Genomic DNA, 23,475 nt, shown 5'->3' on the forward strand with positions numbered 1-23,475 from the left:
CGACCGCACGCACCAGACACCGCGAGGCCCGCCCCTCCGGGGCGGACGGCGGGAATTGTCAGACACCCCCTAGAACCCCCGCCACACGTTGTCGAAGGCTGCGTCCTCGATCGCCCGCCGCTGGCGTACGGCCTCCAGCTCCATCACCGCGTTGCCGAGCGCGGCCAGCACCGTCGCGGCCGTGTCGTCGGTGAGGGCCTCCGACCCGTCCTCCGTGCCGTCCGTGTCCTCCGTGTCGTCCTTCTCATCCAGGCCGACTCCGGCGGCGGCGCCCAGGGCGGTGAGCAGCGGCTCGTGCGACGTCCAGCGCTCCTCCGCCCGCTGCCGGGCCGCCGCGTCGACGGGCGCCGCCGGCGCGGCGCGCAGCGAGAAACGGGGGCCTCGGGGGCGGGTCCCTGCCTGCTCCAGGTCCGCGACATAGGCGGCGGACAGACCACGCCCCCGGCGCCACAGCCAGTCCTCGACCGACTCGTACGGTTCCTGCCGTACGAGCGCGGTGGCCGCCTCGTCCAGCAGCCGGTCACCGGTGGGGGCCTGCGCGTTCGGGGTGATCCGGTCCTCGACGAGGGTCAGGGCCCCGGCGTCGAGGAGGTCGAACACCTCGGCCGCCGCCAGCGCCAGGGACAGCTCGCCCTGTTCCACGCGCTGGTCCTGCGCCAGGTCCAGGGCGACGATCGCGAGGTCCCGTGCGGTGTTCATGAGCGGCTCCTGGTCGGTCGGTCGGCCGGCCGGGGTGCGAGGGCGTGCTGCCCGGCACCGCGATCCGGGTGTCCTGCGTTCGATTGTCGCCGGGATCGGGGGATGACGGGGCCTTGTGCGAGGGGCCGGCCGTTTCCAGCATGGGCACTCACCGGCGTCGCCGCCACTACCGGCATCCTCGCTATTCGGAGGCACAGCCTCGTAGGCCCTGCAGCGCCCGGCCCGCGTAGCATGACCGGCGTGGAGCTGCGTCAGCTGCGGTACTTCGTCGCCGTCGCCGAGGAACTGAACTTCGGGCGGGCCGCCGAGCGTCTGCTGATCGCGGGGCCCTCCCTCTCCCAGCAGATCAAGGCGCTCGAACGGGACCTCGGGGTGCGCCTGTTCGACCGGGACCGGCGTTCCGTCTCCCTCACCCCGGCGGGTGCCGCGCTGCTGCCGCCGACCCGCGACCTGCTGGAGCGCGCCGACGAGCTGAAGCGCCGGGCCGGGCGGCTGTCCGGCTCGGAGTCGGTGCGGCTCGGGTACGTCAACTGGATCCCGCCGGACCTGACCGTGCGCACCGCCCCGGTCGCCCGGTTGCACATCGACGCGTGGGTGGCGCCCTCGCACACCCAGGCGGCCCGGGTCGCCGACGGCAGCCTGGACCTGGCCGTGTGCTGGGCGCCGGCCGAGGACCTCGAACGGCTGGGGCTGCGGGCCCGGCTCCTCGGCGCCGACCGGCTCTACGCCGTGGCCAAGGGGACGGACACCGGCGCGGTGGCGGCCGGGGACATCGATGTCCTCATCGACGACGACCTCACGTCCTGGGCCTCGTGGAACGCGTACGCCGAGCGGCTGACGCAAGAGGTCGGGGCCCGGGCGGTGCGCATCGCGGACGGGGCGATCACCGGGCCCGCCTTCTTCGACCACGTACGCCGGTGCACCCGGCCGGTGCTGAACTCGCCCAAGGGGCAGACCGATCCGCTGCCGTCCGATCTGGTCCGCCGTGAGGTCGTCGGGCCGAAGGTCTACTGGACGTGGTCCTTGGTGTGGCGGGAGAACGAGGTCCGCCCCGGGGTCCTGGGTGTGGTGGACGCCCTGAGCGAGGGGGTCGGGGACCTCGGCGTCCACGCCCCGGACGCCTGGCTGCCCGGCAACGATCCGCACGCGCTCCCCGGCCGGCCTGCACTGGGAGCCTGAGCCTCCCAGGCGGGAGGGAACAGGTCCCGGGAAACCCCCTCCGATCCTTTGACGTGGCCGCCCGTCCGTCCTACCCTCCAGACACAGGCAAATAGTCGACCGGTCGGCTAGCGATCGGTCACCACCCCGGAAGGTCCCCATCATGAGCGCAGGCAACCAGAAGGTCGCGATCGTCACCGGCGCCTCGCAGGGCATCGGAGCCGCCCTCGTCGACGGCTACCGCAAGCTCGGCTACGCGGTCGTCGCCACCTCCCGCACGATCGAACCGTCCGGCGACGCCGACATCGTGACCGTACGGGGCGACATCGCCGACCCGGCCACGGCGGAGCGGGTCGTGACGGCCGCCCTGGAGCGGTTCGGCCGGATCGACACCGTGGTGAACAACGCGGGCATCTTCGTCGCCAAGCCGTTCACGGACTACACCGACGAGGACTACATCGCGGTGACCGGCATCAACCTCGACGGCGTCTTCCACCTCACTCAGCGGGTCGTACCCCATCTGCTGGCCCAGGGCGGCGGGCACGTCGTCAGCATCACCACCAGCCTGGTCGACAACGCCGACTCCCGCGTCCCGTCCGTCCTGGCCTCGCTGAGCAAGGGCGGCATCCAGGCCGCCACCAAGTCCCTCGCCGTGGAGTACGCGACCCGCGGCATCCGTTTCAACGCCGTGTCGCCCGGCACCATCAAGACGCCGATGCACCCGGAGGAGACGCACGAGTTCCTCTCCGCCCTGCACCCGGTCGGCCATATGGGCGAGGTGAGCGACGTCGTCGACGCCGTGCTCTACCTGGAGTCGGCGCCGTTCGTCACCGGCGAGATCCTGCACGTCGACGGCGGCATGAGCGCCGGTCACTGAGCGGAAGACGGCACACCGGGAAAGGATCGGACCATGCCAAGCATCACCGATGACGAGACCGTCCTGCACGACGTCCTGGAGCGCTGGCGGACGGCCGTGGACGCCCACCGGCCGCAGGACGTGGCCGCCGTCTTCACCGAGGACGCGATCTTCCAGGGACTGCACCCCTACGGCGTGGGCAGGGACGCGGTCACCGCGTACTACGCCTCCCAGCCCCTGGGGATGCGCGCCGCCTACCGGATCCTGGAGACCCGGCGGTTCGCGGACGACCTGGTGCTCGGATACCTGGACGTCGAGTTCACGTTCACGGACCGCGACCCCGTCGCCGTCAAGCTCGCCGTCCTCGCACGGCGGCAGGACGACGGCTGGTACCTCGCGCACTACCAGGTCTCCCGCCTGGCGCAGTGAGACGACCCAATTTCATGGGGGTGTGAAGAAGAGCTGTGGCGCCGCTTAAGAAATCCTCGATGGACCAGCGCGCCGCGGTGCGGCAGATTGCTACGCGATTCCACCCCTCTTCCCGGGCCCGGGCCTTCTCGGCATGCCCGCGTCCGGGACTCACCCTCAGGAGCCGTCGCGTGAAGGCGCTGGTCAAGGAGAAGGCGGAGCCCGGACTCTGGCTCACGGACGTCCCGGAGCCCTCCATCGGGCCCGGCGACGTACTGATCAAGGTGCTGCGCACCGGCATCTGCGGCACCGACCTGCACATCCGCTCCTGGGACGGCTGGGCGCAGCAGTCGATCCGCACCCCGCTGGTCGTCGGCCACGAGTTCGTCGGCGAGGTCGTGGAGACCGGCCGGGACGTCGCCGACATCAAGCCCGGCGACCGGGTCAGCGGCGAGGGCCACCTGGTGTGCGGGAAGTGCCGCAACTGCCTGGCCGGCCGCCGCCATCTGTGCCGGGCCACCATAGGTCTCGGCGTCGGACGCGACGGCGCCTTCGCCGAGTACGTCGCCCTGCCCGCCGCCAACGTGTGGGTGCACCGCGTCCCCGTCGACCTCGACGTCGCCGCGATCTTCGACCCGTTCGGCAACGCCGTGCACACCGCGCTGTCCTTCCCGCTGGTCGGCGAGGACGTCCTCATCACCGGCGCCGGCCCGATCGGGCTGATGGCGGCGGCGGTGGCCCGGCACGCCGGCGCCCGCAACGTCGTGATCACCGACGTCAGCGAGGAGCGCCTGGAGCTTGCCCGCAAGATCGGCGTCAGCCTCGCCCTGAACGTCGCCGGCTCCACGATCGCCGACGGCCAGCGCGCCCTCGGCCTGCGCGAGGGCTTCGACATCGGCCTGGAGATGTCCGGCAACCCCGTCGCGATGCGCGACATGATCGCCAACATGACGCACGGCGGCCGGATCGCCATGCTCGGCCTGCCCGCCGAGGAGTTCCCGGTCGACTGGGCCCGCATCGTCACCTCGATGATCACCATCAAGGGCATCTACGGCCGGGAGATGTTCGAGACCTGGTACGCGATGTCGGTGCTGCTGGAGGGCGGCCTCGACCTCGCCCCCGTCATCACCGGCCGCTACGGCTACCGCGACCACGAGGCGGCGTTCGCCGACGCCGCCAGTGGCCGCGGCGGCAAGGTCATCCTCGACTGGACCGCGTAACCCCCCTAGGAGCCTGTCCCATGTTCGACTCCGTGCGCGACGACCTGCGCGCCACCCTCGACGAGATCCGCGCCGCCGGCCTGCACAAGCCGGAGCGGGTGATCGACACCCCGCAGTCCGCGACCGTCAACGTCACCGCGGGCGGCCGCCCCGGCGAGGTCCTCAACTTCTGCGCCAACAACTACCTCGGCCTCGCCGACCACCCCGACGTGATCGCCGCCGCCCACGAGGCGCTGGACCGCTGGGGTTACGGCATGGCCTCGGTCCGCTTCATCTGCGGCACCCAGGAGGTGCACAAGCAGCTGGAGGGCAGGCTCTCCGCGTTCCTCGGCCAGGAGGACACGATCCTGTACTCCTCCTGCTTCGACGCCAACGGTGGTGTCTTCGAGACGCTGCTCGGCCCCGAGGACGCGGTGATCTCCGACGCCCTCAACCACGCCTCCATCATCGACGGCATCCGCCTCTCCAAGGCCCGCCGCTTCCGCTACGCCAACCGCGACATGGCGGACCTGGAAGCCCAGCTCAAGGACGCCTCCGACGCGCGCCGCCGGCTGATCGTCACCGATGGCGTGTTCTCCATGGACGGCTATGTGGCGCCGCTGCGCGAGATCTGCGACCTCGCCGACCGCTACGACGCGATGGTCATGGTCGACGACTCGCACGCGGTCGGCTTCGTCGGCCCCGGCGGCCGGGGCACCCCCGAGCTGCACGGCGTCATGGACCGCGTCGACATCATCACCGGCACCCTCGGCAAGGCCCTCGGCGGCGCGTCCGGCGGCTATGTGGCCGCCCGCGCCGAGATCGTCGCCCTGCTGCGCCAGCGCTCGCGTCCGTACCTCTTCTCCAACACCCTCGCCCCGGTGATCGCGGCGGCCTCCCTGAAGGTCCTGGACCTGCTGGAGTCGGCGGACGACCTGCGGGTGCGGCTGCGCGAGAACACGGAGCTGTTCCGCCGCCGGATGAGCGAGGAGGGCTTCGAGATCCTCCCCGGCGACCACGCCATCGCGCCCGTGATGATCGGCGACGCCTCCAAGGCCGGCCGGCTGGCGGAGCTGCTGCTGGAGCGCGGTGTCTACGTGATCGGCTTCTCGTACCCGGTCGTGCCCCAGGGGCAGGCCCGGATCCGCGTCCAGCTGTCCGCCGCGCACTCGACGGACGACGTGAACCGTGCCGTCGACGCCTTCGTCTCCGCGCGCGCGGAACTGGAGGGCTGAGGCCGGACAGCGGGTGCGCGCCGGAAGACCGGCGTCCGGCGCGCGTCCGACATCTTGCGATAATCGATCCCATGATCGAAGCGCGGCGGCTCCACATCCTCCGTGCGGTGGCCGACCACCGCACCGTGACGGCGGCGGCCGCCGCGCTCTATCTCACCCCGTCGGCGGTGTCCCAGCAGCTCACGGCCCTGGAGCAGGAAACCGGGCACCGCCTGGTCGAGCGCGGCGCCAAGGGCGTACGACTGACCCCGGCAGGGGAGATCCTGCTCAGCCACACCAACGCCGTCCTCGCCCAGCTGGAGCGGGCCGAGGCGGAGCTCGCCGCCTACAGCTCCGGCGCGGCCGGCACGGTCACCGTCGCCTCCTTCGCCACCGGCATCGCCCTGGTCGTCGCGCCGGCGGTGGCCCACCTCGCCCGCACGTCCCCCGGCATCCGCCTGCGCGTCCTGGACGCCGAGGGCGACGCCAGCCTGCCGATGCTGCTGGACCGGCAGATCGACGTGGCCGTCGCCGTCGAGTACCGCGGGGCGCCCGCCGACGACCCCCGGCTCGCCCATGTGCCGCTGTACGCGGAGCCCTTCGACGCGGTCGTCCCGGTCGCCCACCGGCTGGCCGGCGCCGACGTCGTCCCGCTGGCCGAGCTCGCCAAGGACACCTGGATCGGGCCCTATCCCGGCAACCCCTGCCACGACGTGGTCGTGCTGGCCTGTGAGAGCGCCGGGTTCCAGCCGCGCCTCGACCACTCCTCCGACGACTTCCGCGCGGTCGTCGCCCTCGCCTCGGCCGACGCCGGAGTGGCGCTCGTCCCGCGCTCGGCACTGCGCGGCATGGACCTCACCGGGGTCGTCGTCCGCTCCGTGGACGGCGTCGCGCCCACCCGCCGGGTCTTCGCGGCCGTACGGCGTGGCGCGGAGGAACACCCCCTGATCAGCCCGGTCCTCGACGCTCTCGGCGCGGCCGCCCGGGAGTGAGCCCGCCGTAACACGGCCGTCTCATCCGCGGGATACCGTCCCGTCCATGAGACAGACGACCGAAGACGCGGTCGGCACCCGGCTGGCCGCGCGGCTCGCCGCACTGCGGGCCGAACACGGCTGGTCCCTCGACGAGTTGGCGGCCCGCAGCGGAGTCAGCCGCTCCACCCTGTCCCGGGCCGAACGCGGCGAGACCAGCCCCACCGCGACCCAGCTCAACCGGCTGTGCCAGGTGTACGGCCGCACCATGTCCCGCCTGCTCGGCGAGGTCGAGTCCGAGTCGGCACCGGCCCCGGTGGTACGGGTGGCCGACCAGCACATGTGGCGCGACCACACCTCCGGCTTCGTACGCCGGTCGGTGTCGCCGCCGCACATGGGGCTGCGGGCGGAACTGGTGGAGGGACGGCTCGGCCCGGGCGCCGACATCGCCTACGACCGGCCGCCCGTACCGGGCCTTGAGCAGCATCTGTGGGTGCTGGACGGCGTGCTGGAGGTGACGGTGCAAGAGATCGAATACCGGCTGGAGGCGGGGGACTGCCTGCGGACCCGGGTGTGGGGTCCCACGCGCTTCCGGTGCCCCGGCCCCGGCGAGGTCCGCTATCTGCTGGCGGTGGTGCTGCCGTGATCGTGACCCGCCTGGACGCCGACCGGCTGCGCGAGCAAGCCGGGGACCTGGCCGCCCTGCTGGTGGACACCGTGGCGGGCGGCGCCTCGGTCGGCTTCCTCGCCTCCCTCGACCTCGCGGCGGCCCGGACCTGGTGGACGGGCCGCGCGGACGCCGTGGCCGCCGGAGACCTGGCCGTCTGGGTGGCCCGCGACGGCGAGTACGTCGTCGGAACCATCGGCCTCGCCTTCGCCGACAAGCCCAACAGCCGGCACCGGGCCGAAGTGGTCAAGCTGATGGTGCACCGCCGGGCCCGCGGCCGGGGACTGGGCCGCACCCTGCTGACGACCGCGGAGACGGCCGCCGCCGACGCCGGGATCACCCTGCTCCACCTGGACACCGAGACCGGCAGCCCCGCCGAGCGCCTCTACGGTTCGGCGGGCTGGACGCGCGCCGGCGTCATCCCCGACTACGCGACCACCCCGCACGGAGAGCCACGGCCGACCACCCTCTACTACAAGCGACTGGGCGTACCCGCTCCCACCAGCTGAGTGTCAGTGGCAGCCGCTACGGTTCGGGCTATGCCGGACGCCGACGACGTACGCCGTATCGCCCTGTCCCTGCCGGACACGACGGAGAAGATCGCCTGGAGCATGCCCACGTTCCGGGTCGCGGGCAAGATGTTCGCCACGCTGCCCGAGGACGAGACGTCCCTCGCCGTGCGCTGCCCCAAGGAGGAGCGCGACGAACTGGTCCTGGCCGAACCGGACAAGTTCTGGATCGCCGACCACGAGGCCCAGTTCGCGTGGGTACGGGCCCGTATCGCAGCCCTCGACGACGAGGACGAACTGCGCGCCATCCTCGCCGACTCCTGGCGCCAGGCCGCCCCGACGCGGCTCCTCGACGCCTACCCGGAGCTGGGACTGCCGCAGGGGGAGTGAGATCGCCCTGCCGCGCCGCCGGTCCCGCGTGCGATCATCCGGAGAGGGGACGGGGAAGCGGTTCGGGGAGGGATCGAGGGGATGCGCGGGACGCCGCAGCGGACACCGCCGGGTGGGGCCAAGGGCGGGACGCGGACTCCGTCACCGGGGGCGGGGAAGGAGCCGGGCGGAGGCCGGCAGCGGCCGGTCTGGTCCCGTGACTTCGCACTGTTCTTCAGCGCCCGGGCCGTGGCGCAGCTCGGCGACACCATGCTGCCCGTGGCCCTCGCGGCCGGGCTGCTCCAGCACGGACACGGAGCCGGTGCCGTCGGTGCCGCCCTGGCCTCGACGTCCGCCGCCTTCGCCGGGCTGATCGTCTTCGGCGGGGTCGTCGCCGACCGCTTCGACACCCGCCGGCTGATGATCGGCGCCGACCTCGTCCGCGTCTGCACCCAGTCCCTGGCCGCCGCGCTGTTCTTCTCCGGGCACGTCGTGCTCTGGCAGATCTGCGTGATCGGCTTCGTCAACGGTGTGGCGGGCGCCGTGTTCCAGCCCGGCGTCGCCGGCACCGTGCCCCGTCTCGCCACCGACGTCCAGGGAGCGAACGGCGCCATACGGATCGCCGAGGCCGTGGCCCAGCTGGCCGGCCCGGCCCTCGCGGGCGTGCTGGTCGGATTCGCCTCGCCCGGCGGGGTGTTCGCGGCCCACGCCGCCACCTACACGGTGAGCGCCGTCTGCCTCCTGCTGTTGCGGCTGCCCCCGCGGGTCCGGACGGGCGCCGCCCGCGCCCTGAAGGGCGGCCGCGCCTTCCGGGCCGATCTGGTCGAGGGCTGGCGCGAGTTCCGGTCCCGTACCTGGCTGTGGGGCGTCATCGCCGTGTGGTGCCTCTACATGATCACCGTATGGGGCCCGACGACCCCGCTGGTGGCCGCCGAGATCGTCCAGGACCACGGGGCCCGCTCGTACGGCCTGGTCAACTCCGCGCTCGGCGCGGGCACCGTCGTCGGTGGCCTCCTCGCCCTGCGGCTGCGTCCCCGCCGCATGCTGCGCGCCGGCGCGTTCGGCGTCTTCGCGTTCGCGGCCTTCCCGGTGACGGTCGGCGCGGGGCTGTCCGTCGCCGCCATGGCGGCCGGAGCGGCCGTGGCCGGGGTGGGCATGGCGTTCTGGAGCGTGATGTGGGCGACGAGCGTGCAGACGCAGGTCCCGGCGGACGTCCTCAACCGCATCCACGCCTACGACGTGGCGGGCTCCCTGGCGATGATGCCGGTCGGGCAGTCCCTGGCGGGTCCGGCCGCCGGGGCGTTCGGGCCGGACCACGTGCTGCTGGCGGCGGGCGGCATGAGCTTCGTCGTAGCCGCCTCGCTGCTCTGCGTACCCGCGATCCGCGGTCTGGTCCGGGCGGACGCCCCCGGGGACCCGGGCTCGCGGCCGTAAACGGGTGCGCGACCACCGACCCGAGTGCGGTAGAGTTTCCCTGCACGTTCGGCCAGGGGAAACCCCAGGTCAGCGGGGCACCGGGACGTGGCGCAGCTTGGTAGCGCACTTGACTGGGGGTCAAGGGGTCGCAGGTTCAAATCCTGTCGTCCCGACGGTGCGAAAGGGCTTCCGCGGGTTCACACCCACGGAAGCCCTTCTCTGTGTGTGCGGTCAGCAGTAGAGGTTGCCGCCGGGGGTGACGCCGAGGATCTGGGTGAAGCGCTGGTAGGCGTCGACGCGGCTCTGGACCTGGGCGGGGTTCTTCCCGTCGCATTCCAGGCTGCCGTTGATGGAGCGGATGGTCTGGCCGAAGCCGGCCTGGTTGACCATGGCGTTGTGGGGGGTCATGGAGCCGGGGCCGGTCTGGGTGTTCCAGTACCACAGGCCGGTCTTCCAGGCGACGGCCGCCTCGTTCTGCACCCGCCAGGGGTTGTTGAGCAGGTCGATGCCGAGGGCGTCGCCGGCGGCCTTGTAGTTGAAGTTCCACGACAGCTGGATCGGACCCCGCCCGTAGTACGCGGCCTGGCCCGCCGGGCAGCCGTAGGGCTGACCCCAGTCGCAGTAGTGGGGGTAGTTGGCGGTGTTCTGCTCGACGATGTGGACGAGGCCGCCGGTCTCGTGGTTGACGTTGGCGAGGAAGGCGGCGGCCTCCTGCTTCTTGACGGTGTCGCTGCCCGAGTTGGCGAAACCGGGGTAGGCGCTGAGCGCCGCGACCAGGCCGCTGTAGGTGTAGAAGGAGTTCCGGCCCGGGAACATCTGGTTGAACTGGGCCTCGCTGACCACGAATCCGGACGGGTTGCCGCCTCCGCCGCCGCTCGCCGGGGCGTTCCACTTCTGGTTGGCCGCGCCCGTGCAGGTCCAGATCTGCAGCGGGGTGCCGTTGGCGCTGTTGTTGCCCCTCACGTCCAGGCACTTGTCCGCCGCCGGGTTCACGATGTCGCGGGCACCGGAGACCACCCACTGCTGGTTGGCGCCGCCCGTGCAGTCCCACAGATGGACGGCGGCACCGTCCGCGGTGCTGCGGTTGGAGACGTCCAGACATTTGCCGAGCGCGCGCAGGGTGCCGTCACCGGAGTTGGACCAGATCTGGGCGTTGGTGCCGTTGCAGTCGTAGAGCTGGACGGGCGTGCCGTTGGCGCTGTTGGCGCCGGCCACGTCGACGCACTTCCCGGCGAGGCCGGTGATCGAGCCCGCGGCGGCCCGGGCCTCGGGCGCCGCGGTGAGCAGGGCGGCCAGCACGGCGGCGAGCACCGTGAGGACGGCGAGACGGGGTCTGTGCACGGAAGAGGACATGGGTGAGCACACTCCTCGGGTGTCGGGGGGTGGACCGGCCGCCCCTCGGACGAGGGGCGGCCGGAGTCTCGGAATACGCCTTACGGGTAGCTGGGCAGATTCGCCACGTTCGTCGTGGAGTTGGACGGGCCGCCCGTGCCGTTGACGACATGCCGGATGGTGCCGGTGCCGCCGAGGGAGACCGTCACCATGCTGGTGAAGCGCACGCCCGCCCGGTTCGGCGCCTCGATGGCCCGCTCGGCGGTCACGCTCGGGTTGACGTTGAAGAAGCAGTAGCTGCCGAGGCCCCACGCCTGGTGGCTGGTGACCGAGTCGGCGACCTTGTAGGCGGCGTAGCCCTGGGTCGAACCGTTCATCCAGGCCGCCTGGTTGGGCGGGTCGTACGGCATCTCGTTCTGGTAGAAGTACGTCCGGCCGCCGTTGCCGTTCCAGATGGTCTGGTGCTTCTGGTAGTGCTCGACGAACAGGCCGTACGTCGTGACGTCGTCGCCGTTGACGATGAGGCCCGTGTCACCGGTGTTGCTGTTCCATCCGATGCCGTTGCCGTGGTCGCCGCGCCAGATCCACATGTGGTCGCCGATGACGTCGTCGCTGTTGATGACGAGGCTGGTGGTCGCCTTGCCGACGGCGGCGCCGCCGACCCGGAAGTACACGTCGTGCAGCGAGGTCGGGTCGGCGTCGTGTGACGCCGAGGAGTTGGCCGGGCCGACCTCCATGAGGGTGGGGGAGTTGGCGGTGCCCGCGTCGAAGAGGATGCCCGCGACCTTCACGCCGTCGACGTCGGCGACCTTCATCGCGGTGACGCCGTTGTCCGGGATGAACGTGGCGAGGCCCAGGCCGAGGACGACCGTGCCGGGCCGGTTCACCTGGAGCGTCTGGTCGAGGTGGTAGACGCCCGGCGTGACGAGCAGGTTCTTGCCCGCGGCCAGCGCGGCGTTGATGGAGGAGGCGCTCGCGCCCGGCTTGACGATGTGGAAGGTGTCCAGCGACAGCGTGGTGCCGGACGGCGCCCCGTTCGCCCAGCTCACACCGGAGGAGTTGGACCGGACCGACGGCACGAACACCTTGTAGGCGTTGTCGCCGTCGACGTACAGGAAGGGCTTCTCGCGGGTCACCGGGGACTGCGCGACCGTGGTGTACGGGGGCCTGGGGAACGAGGTGTTCGGTACGCCCTGGCTGCCGACGAAGACCATGTTCCAGTTGGAGCCGGTCCAGCTGCCCAGCTGGGAGTTGCGGGTCAGCCACTGCTGCTGGCTGCCGGAGTCGACCTGCCCGTCGACCTTGGTGTCGGCGAACAGGCCGCCGCTGGCCCAGCCGCCGTCGTCCAGCGCCAGGTCGCCGCGCAGATGCATCCGGCGGTACGGGGCCGCCTGCGAGACCGCCCAGCGGTCACGGCCGCCGGCCGGGTTCACGGACAGGTTCTCGGCGCCGCGCCAGAAGTTCTGGGTGGCGTTCTGCGGCGGGAACCAGTCGGCCTCGACATGCACCGCGCCGTTGACGTTGACCGCGTCCGGGCTGAGGCCCAGACCGGCGACCTGGGTGTAGAAGCCGACGTTGACGTCGGCGTCGTAGGAGCCCGGCTTGAACAGCACCGCGTGCCGCTGGGTGCCGAACTGGTTGGTCTCCTGCTGCTGGAAGATCGAGTTGAGCTTGCTCTGGATGGCCGACGCGGACATCGACGGGTCGAACACGGCGACGTTCGGGCCGAGGTCCGGGGCCGCCGTCGACTGGTTCACGGGCACCACCTGGAAACGCTGGGCGGCGCTGCCGTTGCACGTGTACTGCACGAACTGCACGCTGTCGGCGAGCGAGGCGCCCGGGTCGTCCAGGCACTTGCCGCTGTGCCGGTTGACGAACCGGTAGGCGCCGCCGCCCAGTTCGACCGGCAGCCACTGCTGGTTGGCGCCGCCGCCGTAGGCCCACAGATGCACGGGCGCGCCGTCGGCGGTGGAGACGTCGGCGACGTCCACGACCTGCGCGGTGTTGTTGCGGTTGTTGATGCGGACGTAGCCGTCGCTGGTGGTCGTGAAACTCCACTGCTGGGCCGTGGTGTTGTTGCACGCGTACTGCTGCACGGCGGTGCCGTTGGCGGTGGCGGCCGCCCGGGCGTCCAGGCACCGGCCGCTCGCGGCGTTCATCACGGTGGCGAACTGGGTGGGCAGCGCGGCGGCGGCGCCGGCCGCCGCGCCCGCGGGCGCGGGCGCCGAACCGAGCAGCGAGGCGGCGGCCACGGTGACGAGCGTGGCCGCGCCGGATCTGCGCAGGCGTCGCAGGGCGCGGGGCATCAAGGTGTGCACGGGCTCTCCTTGCCGGGCGAAGGCGGGTTGGGGGGTCCCGGGCCGGGGGTCCGGGTGGTTCCGACGCAGGTGGAAAGGCGGCTCAGCCGGTGCGGGGGTCAGGGATTCCGGGCATGCGGGTGGCCCTCCGTGGGGGGTGTGCGGCCATGGCCGCGTTCATGCCGTGAACGGTGAACGCGGCACGCGCCGGTCTGGCTGACCCGTGAACCTAAAGGTATGGACCACTTTCGTCAAGACATGAAGTAAGCAGGTGTGCGGGGGAGTTGAGGCAGGCGGGAGGGAGTGGGGGCGCGGAAGGGGTGATACCCGCTCAGCTCGGTCCCGCGAACCGGTCCATCAGCGCGTCCAGGCCGTCCGTCAGATCCGCCCGCCCGGCCCGCTCGGCGAGCGCGGGAGCGGTGGCGCGCAGGCGTGGCAGCTCCCGCGGATCCATGTGGTGCAGCCCCAGCCGGAACCCGGACTCCGGCTCCTGCGGGTTGTCCACCATGGCCTGCAGCTCCACCGACACATAGCCGAGCACCCACCCCGTGAAGGCGCGGAAGAGCCGCGCCGAGCGGGCCGTGTCGAACCCGGCCTGCTCGAACAGTGTCAGCACCCGCTCGTGATGCCGCAGTGTCGCCGCCGGGCGCCGGGCGAGCGGCACGGCCAGCATTCGCGTGGAGAGCAGCGGCACGACCTGCGGATGGTCCAGGCAGATGTCGTACGTCGCCAGCGCCACCCGGCGCAGCTCGGCCCGCCAGCCGTCGGCCGCCTCCCCGGCGCTCAGCCGGCCCTCCAGCTCCGCGTGCAGGGCCTCCACCAGGCCGTCCAGCAGGGCGTCCTTCGAGGAGGCGTAGCGGTACAGGGCCATTGCCTCGACGCCCAGTTCGGCGCCGAGCCGGCGCATGCTCAGGGCCGACAGGCCTTCCCGGTCGACCAGGCGCAGGGCCGCGCCGAGGACGCGCTCGCGGTTCAGCCGGCCGTAGCGGCCCCGGTCGCTGGCGCGCCGCGCCGGTCCCGGTCCGGGCTCCTTCGCCATCGCCGACCTCCTCGCCGTCACCCCGCGCGACCGTACGGTTACGCCGTCAACGTACGCGATCCGGGGCCGTCCGGCCCGGTTGCCGGGCCCGAACGGCCGCGTAACATGTACATATACGCCGTAAACGGGTGTCGTAAACACATGGGCGAGTGACCGTCATGAGCGCACCCATCGAGGACTACGCCCTCATCAGTGATCTGGAGACAGCGGCCCTGGTCGGCCGGGACGGCTCGGTCGACTGGCTGTGCCTGCCCCGGTTCGACTCGCCGGCCTCCCTGGCCGCCCTGCTGGGCACCCGGGACAACGGCACCTGGCGGCTCGCCCCGCTCGGCGCCGGCCGCTGCACCGACCGGCGCTACCGGCACGACACCCTGCTGCTCCAGTCGCGCTGGACGACACCCACCGGCACCGTGCGGGTCACCGACTTCATGCCGCCTCGCACCGGGCTGCCCTGCGTCGTCCGCCTCGTCGAAGGGGTGTCCGGGACCGTCTCCCTGCGCAGCGAGCTGCGGCTGCGGTTCCACCAGGGCCGGGTCGTGCCCTGGATCCGCGCCGTCGAGGGCTGCTCGGTGGCGATCGCCGGACCGGACGCCGTCTGGCTCGGCACCGAAGGCCCCGTCGAGCGGTCCGGCGCCGACGACCGTACGGTTCACGACTTCACCGTCACGGCCGGCCGGCGCGTCGCGCTCACCCTGGTCTGGTCGCCGTCCCACCGGCCCGGACCGCCCGCGCCACTGGCCGTCCCCGCCGAGACGATGCTCAAGGAGACCGCCGACTTCTGGCGGCGCTGGACCGCCCAGTGCCGCTACGACGGCCCCTGGCGGGACGCGGTCGTACGGTCCCTGATCACGCTGAAGGCGCTCATCTACGCGCCCACCGGCGGGGTCGTCGCCGCCCCCACCACGTCCCTGCCCGGCCGGATCGGCGGCGACCTCAACTGGGACTACCGGTACTGCTGGCTGCGGGACTCCGCCATGACCCTGTCCTGCCTGCTGCGCAACGGCTACCGCGAGGAGGCCACGGCCTGGGTCGACTGGCTGGTGCGCGCCGTCGCGGGCGACCCCGCCGACCTCCAGACCGTGTACGGCGTCGGGGGTCAGCGGCTGCTCCCCGAGACCGAGGCGCCCTGGCTGCCCGGCTACGAGGGCTCCCAGCCCGTCCGCTTCGGCAACTCCGCTGCCGGTCAGTACCAGTTGGACGTCTACGGCGAGGTCCTGGACGCCCTGTGCCTGTCCCTGCGGGCCGGCATCGACCTGCCCGGCCATGTGTGGAGCCTCGTCGAGGCCCTGATGGGGCATCTGCTGCGGCACTGGCGCGAACCCGACCAGGGACTGTGGCAACTGCGCGGGTCACGACGGCAGTTCACCCACTCCAAGGTGATGGCCTGGGTCGCCGCCGACCGGGGGCTGCGGATGGGCCGGATGCTCGGCCGCGACGGGGCCCGCGAACGGTGGCGGGCCATGCGCGACCAGATCCACCGCGAGGTCTGCCGCGAGGGCTGGGACCCCGCCCGCCGTGCCTTCACCCAGTCCTACGGCTCCGCCACGCTGGACGCCTCCGCGCTGCTGATCCCCCGGCTCGGCTTCCTGCCGCCCGAGGACCCACGGGTGCGCGGCACGGTCTCCGCGATGCGCACCCTCGGCCACCGTGGCTTCGTACGCCGCTACACGCCCGGCCGGGGCGCCGAGGACGGCCCCGAGGACGGCCCTGAGGGCGCCTTCGTGGCCTGTTCGCTCTGGTACGCCGACGCCCTCGCCGCGACCGGCCGGACCGGGCAGGCCCGCGAGGCGTTCGAGCGGGTCCTCGCCATCCGCAACGACGTCGGTCTGCTCGCCGAGCAGTGGGACCCGGACGCCGGCCGCCAACTCGGCAACGCGCCCCAGGCGTTCAGTCACATCGCCCTGGTGGAGACGGCGTCCGCTCTGACTCCCCGTACCCGTACGGATTGAGCTGCTGGAACCGCCAGGCGTCCCGGCACATGTCGTCCAGGCCGCGGGTCGGCCGCCAGCCCCAGGCACGCGCCACCGCGCCCGCGTCCGCGACCAGTTCGGCCACATCGCCGGGGCGCCGGGGCCCGACCTCGTACGGCACCCGCCAGCCGGTCGCCCGCGAGAACGCGGCGACGACCTCCAGGACGGAACGGCCCTCGCCCAGGCCCAGGTTGAACACGTGCATGCCCGCCGCGTCGCCGAGGTGGTCCAGCGCCAGCCGGTACGCGCCGACCGCGTCCATGATGTGCAGATAGTCGCGGACCGTCGTCCCGTCACGCGTCGGATAGTCGTCGCCGAACACCCGCAGCAGCTCCCGCCGGCCGCCGGCGACCCGCGCGAGCGACGGCAGCAGATTGTCGGGCTCACCGGGCGGATCGGGGCCCAGCAGACCGCTGGGGTGGGCGCCCGCCGGATTGGCGTACCGCAGGCACAGCACCGTGTAGTCCGGCCGCCTGCGGCACACGTCGGCCAGGATCTGCTCGCACGCCCACTTCGACGCGGCGTACGGGCTCATCGGCCGCACCGGCGTCGACTCGTCGAGCGGACCGTGGCCGGCGTCGCCGTAGACCGCGCACGACGACGAGAAGATCAGGCGGCGCACCCCGTGCTCGTCCATGGCCTGCAGCAGGGAGGTGGTGGCGCCGACGTTGCTGTCGTAGTACTCGACGGGCATGCGCGTGGACGCGCTCACCGAGCGCAGTCCGGCGCAGTGCACCACGGCGTCCACGGCGTGCCGGTCGAAGACGGCCGACAGCGCCCGGCGGTCCCGGACGTCCAGCTCGTACACGGCGCCGACGAACCGCCCGGCGATCCGCTCCAGCCGCTGGAGCACCCGCGGGCTGCTGTGGGAGTAGTCGTCGACCACGATCACCTCGTAGCCGTGGTCGAGCAGATCGACGCAGGCGTGGCTGCCGAGGAACCCCGCACCGCCGGTGACGAGGACCGTCGACGGTTTACTCACCGGCTCGCCGCGCGTCATGGGCAGCCGCTCCCGGATCGCTCACAACGTCGTACATTTACGACGTATACCTCGACTATGCGCCTCGCCTCCGGCAGCGTCAAACGAACCGGCGACCGCGCCCGGCGGCCGCCGTCCCGCCCGTCAGACCACGCAGCCCACGTGCGCCAGCGCCTGCTTCAGCAGCACGCCGTGCCCGCCCGGCATCTCGCTCTGCACCGCCGGTGACAGCGCCTCCTGGGGGCTGAACCAGACCAGGTCGAGGGCGTCCTGCCGGGGCCGGCAGTCGCCGCTGACCGGGACGATGTACGCGAGGGACACCGCGTGCTGACGGGGGTCGTGGTACGGCGTGATGCCCTGCGTGGGGAAGTACTCGGCCACGGTGAACGGCTGGAGCGCGGTCGGCACCCGGGGCAGCGCCACCGGTCCGAGGTCCTTCTCCAGGTGGCGCAGCAGCGCGTCCCGGACCCGCTCGTGGTGCAGTACGCGGCCGGAGACCAGGGTCCGGCTGACCGTTCCGTCGGGTCCGATGCGCAGCAGCAGGCCGATGCTGGTGACCTCGCCGCTGTCGTCGACGCGCACGGGCACCGCCTCGACGTACAGGATCGGCATGCGGGCGCGTGCCTGCTCCAGGTCGTCCGTGGACAGCCAGCCGGGCGTGGTTTCGGTCATGTCAGACATTGCTTGATCATACTTTCCGGGAGTGCGGACGCTCGGTCGTGGTCGGGTCGGCGGACGGTTCGGCGGAGGAGAGACCGTACAGGCGGCGGGCGTTGTCGCCGGCCGTCCACGCGGCGATGCGCAGCGCGTCCGGCAGGCTCAGGTCGTCGCTGTCCACCCGGTCCTGGAGCAGCTCACCCAGGCCGCGGCGGAACGCCAGGGCCCCCAGGGTGTGGAACTCGGCCAGGCCGTAGGCGTCGGAGCTGTAGAGCAGTTTGCGGAACGGCGTGATCTCCAGTGCCTCCGCGAGCACGGCCCGCGCCCGGGCCGGGCCGACATGGTGCAGGGCGAGCCCCACGTCCAGATACACATGGTCGAGGACGGCCGCCAGATAGGCGGCCTCACGCTGGTACGGCCAGCAGTGCAGGAACAGCACCGGGATCGCGCCCCTCATGAGGTGCAGCCAGTCGGTCAGCAGGACCGGATTCGCCCGCTGCAGCCGCAGATCGGCGTCACCGAACCCGGTGTGCAGCTGCAGGGGCAGGCCGAGGTCGACCGCCGTCCACAGCAGATGCCGGGTCAGGACCGGGTCGGACAGGCGTCCGCCGTCCCTCAGCCACTGCCGGGCCGAGGCGGTGACCAGGGCGCCGGTGGGACGCGCCGGCTCCAGGTCGAGGCCGGTGCGGTACGCCGCCACCGACTTCACTGCCACCACCTCGGGACGGCGGACGGCGTCCTCGAGGGCCGCGTGGAAGGCGTCGGCGTACTCGTCGGGCCCGACCCCCGAGGCCGCGACCGACTCGGCGACGGCCTCCAGGCGGACCACCACATGGGGGGTGGCCCCGGCCGCCTCCGCGAGCTGCCCGGGTGTGGTGAGCGGCACCGGTGTATAGCCGGTGTCCACACAGAGCGCCGCCACACCCGCCGCCCGCAGGAACCGCCGGTTCACCTCCGCCGTGCCCAGCTCGGCGCGCCGGGTCAGGTAGGCGTCGGCGGGGGCGTGCCGGGGCAGATCGAGCAGGGGAGCGCAGTCCCGGCGTACGGACAGCCCCACCGGGGTGTCGAAGGCGGAGCCGTGGGGCCCCGGCTCGCCCTCGGTGAGCAGGGCGTCGAAGCCGGCGCGGTCCAGGTCCCCGGTGACCACCCCGTGGCAGTGGTGGTCGACCAGCGGCATGGCCGCGAGCGCCTCGTGGACCGGTCCGGTGCCGCCCACGTCAGTACACCCACCGGTAGGCCGCCGCGACCCCGTCGTCGTCCAGCCCGTCGACCCGCGCGATCTCGCCCTCCCGTACGGCCGTCACGGCGTCGGCGAGGACCGGCCCGAGTGCTCCGCGCAGCACCCCGTCGGTACGGAACTCCCCGACGGCCTCGCCCAGCGAGACGGGCAGCCGACGCACCCCGAGCGCCGCTGCCTCCCGGGCGTCCAGGTGCGCGGGATCGCCGGTGATCTCCTCGGGCAGCCGCGCGTCCGCCGTCATGCCGTCGAGGCCGGCGGCGATCAGACAGCCCAGCGCGAGATACGGGTTGGCGGCCAGGTCGACCGGCTTGACCTCGATGTTCGCGGTCTGCTCGCGCCGGCCCACGGTGCCGGTCACCAGGCGCAGCCCGGCCTCCCGGGTCTCCCTGCCCCACGCCGTGAACGCGCCCGCCCACTGCGAGGGCCGCAGCCGCAGATAGCTCGCCGGGCTCGGCGCGGTCACCGCGGTCAGCGCCGGCAGCCGGCCCAGCACGCCGGCGGCGAACGACTCGGCCTCGGGGCGCATCCCGTGGCGGCGGTCGCCACCCGCGTGCAGATTGACGCCCTCGCGCCAGACGGACAGATGGACGTGACCGCCGTTGCCGACGCCCCGCCCGAGCAGCGCGGGCGCGAACGACACCGCGAGTCCGTGGCGCCGCGCCACCGCACGGATCGTCTGCCGCACCAGCACACTCCGGTCGGCCGCCGCGACCGGGTCCAGTGCGGCCACCGACAGCTCGAACTGCCCGGCCGCGTACTCGGGATGGAACTGCTCGGTCTCGACCCCCTGCCGGGCCAGCGCCGCCAGCAGCTCCGCGGCGCAGTCGCTCAGCTCCACCTGCCGGGCGACGCCGTACGCGGGAGCCGTGACCGCGGGCACGAAGGCCCCGTCGGGACCCGGCGGACGGGCGAAGACCCACTCGATCTCGATGCTCGCCCGGAACGTCACCCCGTGCCGCTCGGCGGCCTCCCGGACCGTCCGCCGCAGAAACGTACGGGCGCACGCCGGATGCGGCTCGCCCTCCTGGGTGATCCGGTCGACCGGAGCCCAGGCCCAGCCGGGCTGCGCGGCCAGCTCGACCAGCGCGGTGAGATCCGGGTACAGGCGCAGATCGCCGTCCGGGGAGCCGAGAACGTCCGTGGTCACGATGGAGTCGTCCGCGAGGAACGTGTCGAAGACGGGCGACATCCCGACGCCCCAGGCCGCCGCCGAGGGCAGCTTGGCCGTCGGGACCGTCTTCACCCGGCCGATCCCCGCCGTGTCCACGTACGCCAGCACGACCCCGTGCACACCCCGGCCCGCCAGCTCGCCGCTCAGCGCGGTGGCCCGTTCGACGTCCCCGGGACGCCCTCCCGGGACGGGGTCGGCAAGGGTGGTCATACGGTCTCCTCGACGAGCTCGGCCGCCGGGGCGGGCGGTGCGGTGGGGCGGGTCAGGGCTTCACGGCCACCGCGCCGTACTGCGGCACCGGGGCGGGGGAGCCGTCGGCCCGCCACTGGGCGCAGGAGACCATGCCCGGCTCCAGCAGCTCCAGTCCCTCGAAGAAGGCGGCGATGTCCTCGCCGCTGCGGGCCGTGATCGGCGGGGTGGCGTTCTCGTTCCAGAACTTCATCGCCGGGATCTGGCCCTCGCCGCCGAGCTCCGCGTCGAACGTGGGGTGCGTCAGCACCAGCAGGCTGCCGGAGGGGACGGCGGCCATGACGCGCCGCACGATGTCCCGGGCCCGGTCGTAGTCCAGCACGAAGTTGAGGATGCCCAGCATCATCACGGCGACCGGCTCGGTGAAGTCCAGCGTCTCGCCCGCCCGTTCCACGATGGCGTCCGCGTCGTGCACGTCGGCGTCGATGTACGCGGTGACGCCGTCCCGGGTGCCGGTCAGCAGGGTCCGGGCGTGCACCAGCACGATCGGGTCGTTGTCGACGTACACGATCCGGGACTCGGGGGCGATCCGCTGGGCGATCTCATGCGTGTTGTCGGCCGTCGGCAGCCCGGTGCCGATGTCGAGGAACTGCCGTACGCCGCGTTCCCCGGCCACGTGGGCGACCGCCCGGCCGAGGAACTCGCGGTCCGCGCGCGCGATGTCACGGATGATCGGGAACATCCCGGCCACCTGCTCGCCCACCTGCTGGTCGACCTCGTAGTTGTCCTTGCCGCCGATCCAGTAGTTCCACACACGCGCGTTGTGCGCCACACCGGTGTTCAGCCTCGCCGACCCGCCCGACGGGGTGTGGCCATCGCTCACGACTCGTCCTCTCCTCGCACGCACGACCGAAACCGGCCATCACCGCCATTGTGCCGCTCCGTTGATCACGTTGTCCCGGGAATCGGCACAGCCGGTACGTCGTCGGCGTGCGGGCGGGGCGCCGTCGGCGCGTCAGTCGAACTGGCTGGGCGAGGCCGCCGGGGACTTGCCGGCCAGGACGTCCTGGAGCCGCTGTGTGCCCAGCTGCACCGCCGACCGCACCGAGTCGTCCTCGTCGCCGTCGGTGCCGCCCGCCGTGACCGTGATCGCGTTGTCGCCCACCCGGACCGCCGCCACGTCCAGGGTCAGTGTGGCCTCCGTGCCGTCGACCGGGCCGCGCACCGTGACCCTGAGGCCCTCACGGGCGTCGCCCACCGAGGGCAGGGAGCTCTCGGTGACCTGGACGGTCCGCTTCTCGCCGTTCTCGGTCATGGTGAACTGGTCGCATTCGGTGCGGCAGTTCGGCCATCCAGTCCAGGGAGTCCTGGACGTCCGTCCGGTCGTAGGCGGCGACCTGGTACAGCAGCCGCGAGTCGCCCTCGGTGAAGCCGCGCAGCGCGTTGGCGCCGGACGGCCTGCCCAGCAGGTCGTCGTCGAACAGCGAGTCCATCAGCCGCTGGCAGTCGGCGGCGTCCGTCTTGGCGGACAGGAAGTCGGAGACGTCGACCTTGCCGATCAGCAGCCCGTCGTGCCAGTTCTCCGCCTCCGTGTCCTTCACCTGCGTCCAGTCGTCCTCGATGTCCGCCGCCGTGATCAGCGCGGTCTCGGCGCCGGACTCGGTGAGGGTGCCCGTCGGCGAACCGGACGGCGAGCCCGTCGGAGATCCGGTCGGTGACTCCGTCTGCTGCCGGGCGGCGGCGGGCGACGCGCTGATTCCCGCGGCCCCCGCCTCCCGGCCGTCCTCCTGGGCACAGGCGGCCGTGGCGAACAGGGCGCCCGCCGCCAGGGCCGTGGACGACAGGACGTGGGCGAGTCGGACGGTACGACGGGTCATCGGGAGTGCCTCCTGAAGTCGGGACGCGTGTCCCGTTCAGCCCATCACCGGCCCCGCACGCCCACCATCGGCCACGGCCCGTTCGGGTGAGAGCACCCGGACGGGCCGTGATCAGGGTCTTCGCGGCTTCGACAACGCTCGTGATCGATGGGACTAGGGCTTCAGTGGGTCGTGCCCGATGGTCATGAGCTCGTGTCGGTGCCGGGTCTGCTGCGGCTCGGGTTCGTTCTCCAGGTCGGCGCGCTCGGACACGGTGTCCACGACGTCGTACATCACCTGGATGTCGTCGTCCGTGAGATCGGTCCGGCGCTTCTGGAGGATCGCGAGGACATGCTGCCCGGTGGGGTTGCCCGCTTGGTCCGGCAGCGGCTCGGCCGTCTCGTCCGCGTCGCTGACCCGCAGCCAGGCGGCGAGTTCCTGCGAGGTCATGTTCACGACGCGGTGGAAGTCCTCCCACAGCGCGTCGAGTTCGAGGGCGTCCGTCACGGGGTGTTCCTTTCTCCTCGAGTCACGTGTCTCCTTGAGTCGCCCGTCTCAGCCGTCGCTCGGCCAGTTCTCGGCGTCGAACATCCAGCGCTGCTTCTCCAGGTCGCTGGTGATGGTGATGAGCAGGTCCTGGGTCACCGGGTCCGGCTCGGCGGTCGCCGCGACGCGCTCGCGCAGCCGCGTGACGGCCGAGCCGAGGGCGTCCACGACCAGCTGCACGACCCGGGTGTCCCGCAGCCAGCCCGCCTCGGGACCGGGCAGCGCGAAGGCGCCGGCGATGGTCTCCGGGCGGCCGTCGGGCGCCACCCCGATCGCGGCGCAGCGCTCCGCGACCGTGTCGGCGTGTGTCCGGGCCAGCGTCACCACCTCGTCGAGCTGGAGGTGGATGGAGCGGAAGCGCGGGCCGACGATGGCCCAGTGCGCCTGCTTCCCGATCAGGGAGAGCCCGAGAAGATCGACGAGGGTGTCCTGGAGAGCGTCCCCGGCGACCTTGCGGGCCGCCTCCGGAAGGGTGCTGGTGACCATGGCCATGTCGAGCCCCTCTCTGGCGTGGTCGAGCGTGGTCGAGGCCGGCGGAGCGGTGCGGCCGGCGGAGCGGTGCGGCACCTTCCGTCACAGCGATGCCGCGACCACTCCTGCGTGCGCGGGTGCCCCGAGCGAACCGGTGCAAAACGTACGGCGGCCCGGTGGCCGCGCGGGCCGCCCACCGTGGTCGTACGGCCCCGGGGCGGCGTATCTTCCCAGCGGGGCGACAGTCGGTCTATAGTCCGAA

24 protein-coding genes and 1 tRNA gene are annotated in these 23,475 nt (G+C 72.5%); 12 read left to right on the plus strand and 13 right to left on the minus strand.

The window, feature by feature from the left end; all coding sequences use genetic code 11:
* Positions 1-69 precede the first annotated feature (69 nt).
* Positions 70-699 carry a GPP34 family phosphoprotein gene (locus KBY32_RS01190; protein ID WP_210978484.1) on the minus strand — a complete coding sequence of 210 codons (630 nt, stop codon included), beginning with the start codon at positions 697-699 and terminating at the stop codon, positions 70-72.
* Positions 700-930: 231 nt separating this feature from the next.
* Here KBY32_RS01190 and KBY32_RS01195 point away from each other — a divergent pair, with 231 nt between their 5' ends.
* The 11 genes from KBY32_RS01195 (at position 931) to KBY32_RS01245 (ending at position 9,639) form a co-directional block, all read left to right on the plus strand.
* Positions 931-1,878 (plus strand): LysR family transcriptional regulator, encoded by a 948-nt coding sequence (locus KBY32_RS01195; RefSeq protein ID WP_210978485.1) that lies wholly within the window; start codon positions 931-933, stop codon positions 1,876-1,878.
* A gap of 142 nt (positions 1,879-2,020) precedes the next feature.
* On the plus strand, positions 2,021-2,734 hold the full coding sequence (locus KBY32_RS01200) for an SDR family NAD(P)-dependent oxidoreductase (protein ID WP_210978486.1): 714 nt from the start codon (positions 2,021-2,023) through the stop codon (positions 2,732-2,734).
* A 33-nt stretch (positions 2,735-2,767) separates the two neighbouring features.
* Positions 2,768-3,142, plus strand: coding sequence for an SgcJ/EcaC family oxidoreductase (locus tag KBY32_RS01205; protein WP_210978487.1), 375 nt, complete (start codon positions 2,768-2,770; stop codon positions 3,140-3,142).
* Between the two features lie 170 nt (positions 3,143-3,312).
* Entirely contained in the window at positions 3,313-4,341 is a 1,029-nt protein-coding gene (tdh, locus tag KBY32_RS01210) for an L-threonine 3-dehydrogenase (RefSeq protein ID WP_055619124.1), read from the plus strand.
* Positions 4,342-4,361: 20 nt separating this feature from the next.
* Positions 4,362-5,555, plus strand: a complete 1,194-nt coding sequence (locus KBY32_RS01215) for a glycine C-acetyltransferase (RefSeq protein WP_210978488.1) — start codon at positions 4,362-4,364, stop codon at positions 5,553-5,555.
* A gap of 71 nt (positions 5,556-5,626) precedes the next feature.
* Positions 5,627-6,526, plus strand: coding sequence for a LysR family transcriptional regulator (locus KBY32_RS01220; RefSeq protein WP_210978489.1), 900 nt, complete (start codon positions 5,627-5,629; stop codon positions 6,524-6,526).
* A 46-nt stretch (positions 6,527-6,572) separates the two neighbouring features.
* Positions 6,573-7,151 carry a helix-turn-helix domain-containing protein gene (locus KBY32_RS01225; protein WP_210978490.1) on the plus strand — a complete coding sequence of 193 codons (579 nt, stop codon included), beginning with the start codon at positions 6,573-6,575 and terminating at the stop codon, positions 7,149-7,151.
* Entirely contained in the window at positions 7,148-7,681 is a 534-nt protein-coding gene (locus KBY32_RS01230) for a GNAT family N-acetyltransferase (protein ID WP_210978491.1), read from the plus strand. Before KBY32_RS01225 ends, KBY32_RS01230 begins: the two co-directional genes overlap by 4 nt.
* A 30-nt stretch (positions 7,682-7,711) precedes the next feature.
* Positions 7,712-8,071, plus strand: a complete 360-nt coding sequence (locus KBY32_RS01235; RefSeq protein WP_181890276.1) for an MmcQ/YjbR family DNA-binding protein — start codon at positions 7,712-7,714, stop codon at positions 8,069-8,071.
* An 81-nt stretch (positions 8,072-8,152) separates the two neighbouring features.
* On the plus strand, positions 8,153-9,484 hold the full coding sequence (locus tag KBY32_RS01240; RefSeq protein ID WP_210978492.1) for an MFS transporter: 1,332 nt from the start codon (positions 8,153-8,155) through the stop codon (positions 9,482-9,484).
* Positions 9,485-9,565: 81 nt separating this feature from the next.
* Positions 9,566-9,639: transfer RNA gene (locus KBY32_RS01245), tRNA-Pro, on the plus strand.
* A gap of 58 nt (positions 9,640-9,697) precedes the next feature.
* On the opposite strand, the gene KBY32_RS01250 is transcribed toward KBY32_RS01245, so the two are convergent.
* The 3 genes from KBY32_RS01250 to KBY32_RS01260 form a co-directional block, all read right to left on the minus strand.
* Positions 9,698-10,819: a chitinase gene (locus KBY32_RS01250; protein ID WP_210978493.1), complete on the minus strand. Its 1,122-nt coding sequence runs from the start codon at positions 10,817-10,819 to the stop codon at positions 9,698-9,700.
* Between the two features lie 80 nt (positions 10,820-10,899).
* Positions 10,900-13,104 carry an RICIN domain-containing protein gene (locus KBY32_RS01255; RefSeq protein ID WP_210978861.1) on the minus strand — a complete coding sequence of 735 codons (2,205 nt, stop codon included), beginning with the start codon at positions 13,102-13,104 and terminating at the stop codon, positions 10,900-10,902.
* Between the two features lie 322 nt (positions 13,105-13,426).
* Positions 13,427-14,134 carry a TetR/AcrR family transcriptional regulator gene (locus KBY32_RS01260; protein WP_055619119.1) on the minus strand — a complete coding sequence of 236 codons (708 nt, stop codon included), beginning with the start codon at positions 14,132-14,134 and terminating at the stop codon, positions 13,427-13,429.
* Positions 14,135-14,292: 158 nt separating this feature from the next.
* Here KBY32_RS01260 and KBY32_RS01265 point away from each other — a divergent pair, with 158 nt between their 5' ends.
* Positions 14,293-16,083: a glycoside hydrolase family 15 protein gene (locus KBY32_RS01265; protein ID WP_210978494.1), complete on the plus strand. Its 1,791-nt coding sequence runs from the start codon at positions 14,293-14,295 to the stop codon at positions 16,081-16,083.
* Here the strand turns inward: KBY32_RS01265 and galE are convergent.
* The 9 genes from galE to KBY32_RS01305 all read right to left on the minus strand — a co-directional run bounded on the left by galE (position 16,022) and on the right by KBY32_RS01305 (position 23,234).
* Positions 16,022-17,104 (minus strand): UDP-glucose 4-epimerase GalE, encoded by a 1,083-nt coding sequence (gene galE, locus KBY32_RS01270; RefSeq protein WP_210978495.1) that lies wholly within the window; start codon positions 17,102-17,104, stop codon positions 16,022-16,024. The two genes, KBY32_RS01265 and galE, sit on opposite strands and share 62 nt — an antisense overlap.
* A gap of 123 nt (positions 17,105-17,227) precedes the next feature.
* Positions 17,228-17,755, minus strand: a complete 528-nt coding sequence (locus KBY32_RS01275; protein WP_055619117.1) for an NUDIX hydrolase family protein — start codon at positions 17,753-17,755, stop codon at positions 17,228-17,230.
* Between the two features lie 16 nt (positions 17,756-17,771).
* Positions 17,772-18,917, minus strand: coding sequence for an amidohydrolase family protein (locus tag KBY32_RS01280; RefSeq protein ID WP_210978862.1), 1,146 nt, complete (start codon positions 18,915-18,917; stop codon positions 17,772-17,774).
* 40 nt (positions 18,918-18,957) lie between these two features.
* A complete protein-coding gene (locus KBY32_RS01285; RefSeq protein WP_210978496.1) occupies positions 18,958-20,361 on the minus strand; it encodes a glutamine synthetase family protein in 1,404 nt (467 codons plus the stop codon).
* A gap of 52 nt (positions 20,362-20,413) precedes the next feature.
* Positions 20,414-21,223: an SAM-dependent methyltransferase gene (locus tag KBY32_RS01290; RefSeq protein ID WP_108709629.1), complete on the minus strand. Its 810-nt coding sequence runs from the start codon at positions 21,221-21,223 to the stop codon at positions 20,414-20,416.
* A 132-nt stretch (positions 21,224-21,355) separates the two neighbouring features.
* Positions 21,356-21,655 (minus strand): hypothetical protein, encoded by a 300-nt coding sequence (locus KBY32_RS35775; protein WP_308293640.1) that lies wholly within the window; start codon positions 21,653-21,655, stop codon positions 21,356-21,358.
* Positions 21,582-22,217: a hypothetical protein gene (locus tag KBY32_RS01295; RefSeq protein WP_308293641.1), complete on the minus strand. Its 636-nt coding sequence runs from the start codon at positions 22,215-22,217 to the stop codon at positions 21,582-21,584. Before KBY32_RS01295 ends, KBY32_RS35775 begins: the two co-directional genes overlap by 74 nt.
* A 153-nt stretch (positions 22,218-22,370) precedes the next feature.
* Positions 22,371-22,703 carry a DUF3140 domain-containing protein gene (locus KBY32_RS01300; protein WP_210978497.1) on the minus strand — a complete coding sequence of 111 codons (333 nt, stop codon included), beginning with the start codon at positions 22,701-22,703 and terminating at the stop codon, positions 22,371-22,373.
* A 48-nt stretch (positions 22,704-22,751) separates the two neighbouring features.
* Positions 22,752-23,234 carry a Dps family protein gene (locus tag KBY32_RS01305; protein ID WP_055619531.1) on the minus strand — a complete coding sequence of 161 codons (483 nt, stop codon included), beginning with the start codon at positions 23,232-23,234 and terminating at the stop codon, positions 22,752-22,754.
* Positions 23,235-23,475 lie beyond the last annotated feature (241 nt).

The organism is Streptomyces sp. RK62, from assembly GCF_018070255.1.
In the GTDB taxonomy this organism is placed as follows: domain Bacteria; phylum Actinomycetota; class Actinomycetes; order Streptomycetales; family Streptomycetaceae; genus Streptomyces; species Streptomyces nigra.

Excerpts from the sequence above, each read along its gene's own strand:
- KBY32_RS01190 (WP_210978484.1), bottom strand. The coding sequence starts at position 699 with ATGAACACCGCACGGGACCTCGCGATCGTCGCCCTGGACCTGGCGCAG.
- KBY32_RS01195 (WP_210978485.1), top strand. The coding sequence starts at position 931 with ATGACCGGCGTGGAGCTGCGTCAGCTGCGGTACTTCGTCGCCGTCGCC.
- KBY32_RS01200 (WP_210978486.1), top strand. The coding sequence starts at position 2,021 with ATGAGCGCAGGCAACCAGAAGGTCGCGATCGTCACCGGCGCCTCGCAG.
- KBY32_RS01205 (WP_210978487.1), top strand. The coding sequence starts at position 2,768 with ATGCCAAGCATCACCGATGACGAGACCGTCCTGCACGACGTCCTGGAG.
- KBY32_RS01215 (WP_210978488.1), top strand. The coding sequence starts at position 4,362 with ATGTTCGACTCCGTGCGCGACGACCTGCGCGCCACCCTCGACGAGATC.
- KBY32_RS01220 (WP_210978489.1), top strand. The coding sequence starts at position 5,627 with ATGATCGAAGCGCGGCGGCTCCACATCCTCCGTGCGGTGGCCGACCAC.
- KBY32_RS01225 (WP_210978490.1), top strand. The coding sequence starts at position 6,573 with ATGAGACAGACGACCGAAGACGCGGTCGGCACCCGGCTGGCCGCGCGG.
- KBY32_RS01235 (WP_181890276.1), top strand. The coding sequence starts at position 7,712 with ATGCCGGACGCCGACGACGTACGCCGTATCGCCCTGTCCCTGCCGGAC.
- KBY32_RS01240 (WP_210978492.1), top strand. The coding sequence starts at position 8,153 with ATGCGCGGGACGCCGCAGCGGACACCGCCGGGTGGGGCCAAGGGCGGG.
- KBY32_RS01250 (WP_210978493.1), bottom strand. The coding sequence starts at position 10,819 with ATGTCCTCTTCCGTGCACAGACCCCGTCTCGCCGTCCTCACGGTGCTC.
- KBY32_RS01255 (WP_210978861.1), bottom strand. The coding sequence starts at position 13,104 with ATGCCCCGCGCCCTGCGACGCCTGCGCAGATCCGGCGCGGCCACGCTC.
- KBY32_RS01260 (WP_055619119.1), bottom strand. The coding sequence starts at position 14,134 with ATGGCGAAGGAGCCCGGACCGGGACCGGCGCGGCGCGCCAGCGACCGG.
- KBY32_RS01265 (WP_210978494.1), top strand. The coding sequence starts at position 14,293 with ATGAGCGCACCCATCGAGGACTACGCCCTCATCAGTGATCTGGAGACA.
- galE (WP_210978495.1), bottom strand. The coding sequence starts at position 17,104 with ATGACGCGCGGCGAGCCGGTGAGTAAACCGTCGACGGTCCTCGTCACC.
- KBY32_RS01275 (WP_055619117.1), bottom strand. The coding sequence starts at position 17,755 with ATGACCGAAACCACGCCCGGCTGGCTGTCCACGGACGACCTGGAGCAG.
- KBY32_RS01280 (WP_210978862.1), bottom strand. The coding sequence starts at position 18,917 with ATGCCGCTGGTCGACCACCACTGCCACGGGGTGGTCACCGGGGACCTG.
- KBY32_RS01285 (WP_210978496.1), bottom strand. The coding sequence starts at position 20,361 with ATGACCACCCTTGCCGACCCCGTCCCGGGAGGGCGTCCCGGGGACGTC.
- KBY32_RS35775 (WP_308293640.1), bottom strand. The coding sequence starts at position 21,655 with ATGACCGAGAACGGCGAGAAGCGGACCGTCCAGGTCACCGAGAGCTCC.
- KBY32_RS01295 (WP_308293641.1), bottom strand. The coding sequence starts at position 22,217 with ATGACCCGTCGTACCGTCCGACTCGCCCACGTCCTGTCGTCCACGGCC.
- KBY32_RS01305 (WP_055619531.1), bottom strand. The coding sequence starts at position 23,234 with ATGGCCATGGTCACCAGCACCCTTCCGGAGGCGGCCCGCAAGGTCGCC.